Consider the following 3804-nt stretch of genomic DNA (forward strand, 5'->3'; position numbering starts at 1 on the left):
ATAATGGCATAGGCAGATAACAGCACCGTAAATAGCGTACTTCCGTTAGCTGCCGCAAGTGTTTTCAGGCGCTCCGTGTCCATCGCACCGATCTCCGCTTCAAGGGTAGCCCCCTCAAAACTTTTTATAGCAGGTCTGGAAAAATCGGTTGGCAAATTCAGTTTAGGCAACTCTCCTGCATATTGCTGCAACCAGAAATTTTTTTGTCTGACCATGGCCTGCACACTTTGCACTTTATGTTGCCAGACAGAAAAATCTTTGTAGTCAATACGCAGCGGGGCCAGTGATGCTCCTTTATAGCAGCTGATAAAATCTTTCATCAGCAGCTGCCGGGAGGCGCCATCGCTGATAATATGGTGTATATCAAAAATCAGTACATGGAAATGGCTGCTTACTTCCATCAGCCCTGTTCTGAACAATGGTGCTGTTTCCAGCTGAAAAGGCCGGATAAAAGCAGCTATCGCCGCATCCAGTTCATGTTGTGCGGCCTTCCCAAAAACTACCGGCGGCAGTACAGTATCGGATACTTTCTGATAGGGCACCCCATCTATTTCTACAAAACTGGTTCTTAAACTGGCATGCCTTGCTGCCAGTTGTGCAATGGCGTTTGTAAACCGCGCAGTATCCAGTTCCCCGTGAATTTCACAAACGAAGCTGCCATTATAGGCAATTGAATCAGATTCATATTTAGACAGGAAATACAATCTCTTCTGGGCATAGGATAAATGATACATTTCTGCCGGTGCAGCCGGTGGAATTTCATTGAAAATAGCAGCTTCTTTCGTCGCTATCAGCGCAGCCAGCTGCCTGATATTTTCACTGACGAGTAATTCTTTGATAGAAAGTCTGACGCCACAGGTTTTCAGGATACTATTACAAAAAATAATCGCGCACAGAGAATCCAGTCCCAGTTCAAAGAAGCTTTGGCCAACGCCAATCTGCGCCGGTTTTAATTTTAATGCTACCGCCAGCATATCGATCAGCTGCTGCTCACGCTCACTTGTTATTACCTGATCAGCATGAGTTTGCAATTGTGGTAGTGGTAAACTGTCCATATCCACTTTACCATTCACCGTTAATGGAATAACAGGTATCGTCATAAAATGACGCGGCACCATATAATCCGGCAGTGAGCCGCTTAAAAAAGCCCGCAATTCATCTGACTGCATATTCTTTTCTGCCGTCAGGTAGGCTACCATATACTTGTCATCCCCATCTTTCCATACCTTGATCACGGCGTCTTTCACACCCTCAAAGCGCATCAGCTGCGCCACTACTTCATTCAGTTCAATCCTGTATCCCTGTATTTTAACCTGGGAGTCTTTACGTCCTTTGAAAAAGATATTACCGTTTTCAGTTCTTACGGCCAGATCACCTGAACGGTACATATAAGGGTAAGGCCCAAACGTACATGGCAGGAACTTCTCCGCCGTTTTCTCCTTATCATTCAGATAGCCCTTTGCCAGCCCATGACCGGCAATATAGAGTTCACCTTCGATGCCGGCAGGTACCGGAGCGCCTTTTTCGTCTAATAAATAAATCGCTGTATTGGCAATTGCATGGCCAATGGACACAGAGAGATATGCGGCATCAGCAGGATCATAGCGATATATCATACAACCTACTGTGGCTTCCGTAGGTCCGTACTCGTTATATATTTCCACGTTCCCCTCAAAAGCGTCGTGAATAGCTCCTGCCAGTTCTGTATCCAGATCTTCCCCGCCTACAATGAACTTTACGGTTCCGTTTTGCCGGATGTCGGATAAAACGTCCAGCCGTCTGATCAATCTTAGATGAGAAGGTGTCAGTTTAATGACGTTGGATAAACCATCCGTAAAAACCCTGGCAATGGCTTCTTCCGGGCGTTGGGTATCGTATATGATCAATCTGTTGCCGGTAATCAGCGGCAAAAAGATAGCAGTAATGGTCAGATCAAAAGAGATGGAAGTAAACAGCGGAAAGGTCGCCGCCATGTCGCCCACATATTGCTGTGCGCCCCATTGCAGGTAATTCGACAGGGAGTGATGTGTAATCATCACCCCTTTCGGTACGCCGGTGGAACCCGAGGTGTAAATAATATAACATAAGTCAGTCCCGTCGATGCTTACAACAGGTGCATGATATACCGCTGCTGCGTACAATTCCTTTGCGGCCATTACTTCGATGGTACCAGGCACCTGTAAAGCGCCTACACCCTCTCCGGTCAGTATTAACCGTAACCTGGCGTCATGCACAATCACCTTTCTACGGGCGGTTGTGAGTCTTGGGTCGATAGGTACAAAACATGCCCCGAGTTGGAGCACTGCCAGCAGAAAGACAATCAGATGTTCATCAGATGGCATCATCACACCTACCAGGTCACCCTTTCTCACCCCATGTACATGGTACAGGAAACCCGCAGCACGATCCGTCAGCGCACGCAGTTCTGCATAACTGATGTCCCTGCCGCCACTCATTAACGCCATGTTGTTGTCACATTGTCCGGCTACCAGCTCAGTCACCCATTTGTTATCAAATGCAACCGCCGTATCATTTCCAATTTGGAGCATACCTGCCTGCGCAGCAGCATCCATCAGCACTACATCTGTTACCAGCGTACCGGGTTGTTCCAGTACCTGGTCCAGGATGTTTACAAAACTATTGCTGAAAAAATTAACATAGCCGGATTCAAGCAGTTCGGCATTGAAGGCAAATACTAATTTCAACTCTTTCAGCAGGGTCACACTTACCGTCATTGGAATATCTATGGCTTCATAAAAATCCAGCAATTCAACGCGGAAGTTGTCCGTACCTTTCTTAATAATATCATCAATCGGATAATTCTCAATCACCATTACATTATCAAAGAGATCCTTATCCGTACCGAGGTTCAGGAGTTTTTTCAGTTCGTAGTAGGAGACCTGGTTAAACTCCCGGCGTTGTAAAAGCCCGGTATGTGTATCCTGCACTACTGTCAGCAAAGACTTTGTCTGCAGGCCCTGATACCTGACAGGCACCACATTGATGGCATTGCCGATCATCTTGTCGAAGCCGGGCACTGACGCATCGCGGGACGAAACAGTGGTACCAAAAATCAGGTCATCCACGTTTTTCAACTTACCCAGTAAGATACCCTGTACTGCATACATTACCTCAGCGACCGTCACTTTATGCGCTTTGCAAAAGGCCTGCAGTTTCTCCGCCGGGTACACCTTCTGTATTCTGCACACCCTGTCCTGCACCGCCACCTGCCGTATTTTCCGGTGTTGACTGCCTTCCGTATCCAGACCGGTGAGATACGCCACCCAGTATGCTTTTTCCGCCTCAGATACAGCGACGGTATCATTCGCTGATTTGTATACTTCTTTTTTATCCGCAGGAATTTCGCCGGTGCGCAGCAGCGCATCATAGGTTTCAAATATTTCTTTGAAAATGATGCCTGAGCTCCAGCCATCATACAGAATATGATGGCTGGTGATGGCCAGCACAGCTGTTTGTGTGTCTATTTTGAAGATGCTGAACCGCACGGCATTTTCTGTCAGGTCAAATCGCTCATGGCTATCCTCTTTCAACGCAGCTGCTATCTGCTCTGCGCTGACATCATTATACAGACTGATGACCGGTGTATTTTCCTTCAGTATAATCTGAATAGGTTCCCTCAAATTTTCCCAACGGAATACGGAGCGAAGTACTTCATATCTTTTGACAACAGCTGCGATAGCTGCCTTACATTTCAATTCATCAAATACACCATCGATACGTACTGAAATCTGTATATTCAGTACATCCGATTCTTCTTCTTTCAGGTAGACATACAACATCCCC

At 46.6% G+C, this 3804-nt stretch carries 1 protein-coding gene; it reads right to left on the minus strand.

What is annotated here, in order from left to right:
- Positions 1 to 3804 (minus strand): amino acid adenylation domain-containing protein (locus VIP81_RS24960; RefSeq protein ID WP_331967721.1); only part of this gene is annotated, 3804 nt, incomplete at both ends.

This window comes from Chitinophaga sp. (assembly GCF_036566945.1).
Classification (GTDB): Bacteria; Bacteroidota; Bacteroidia; order Chitinophagales; family Chitinophagaceae; genus Chitinophaga.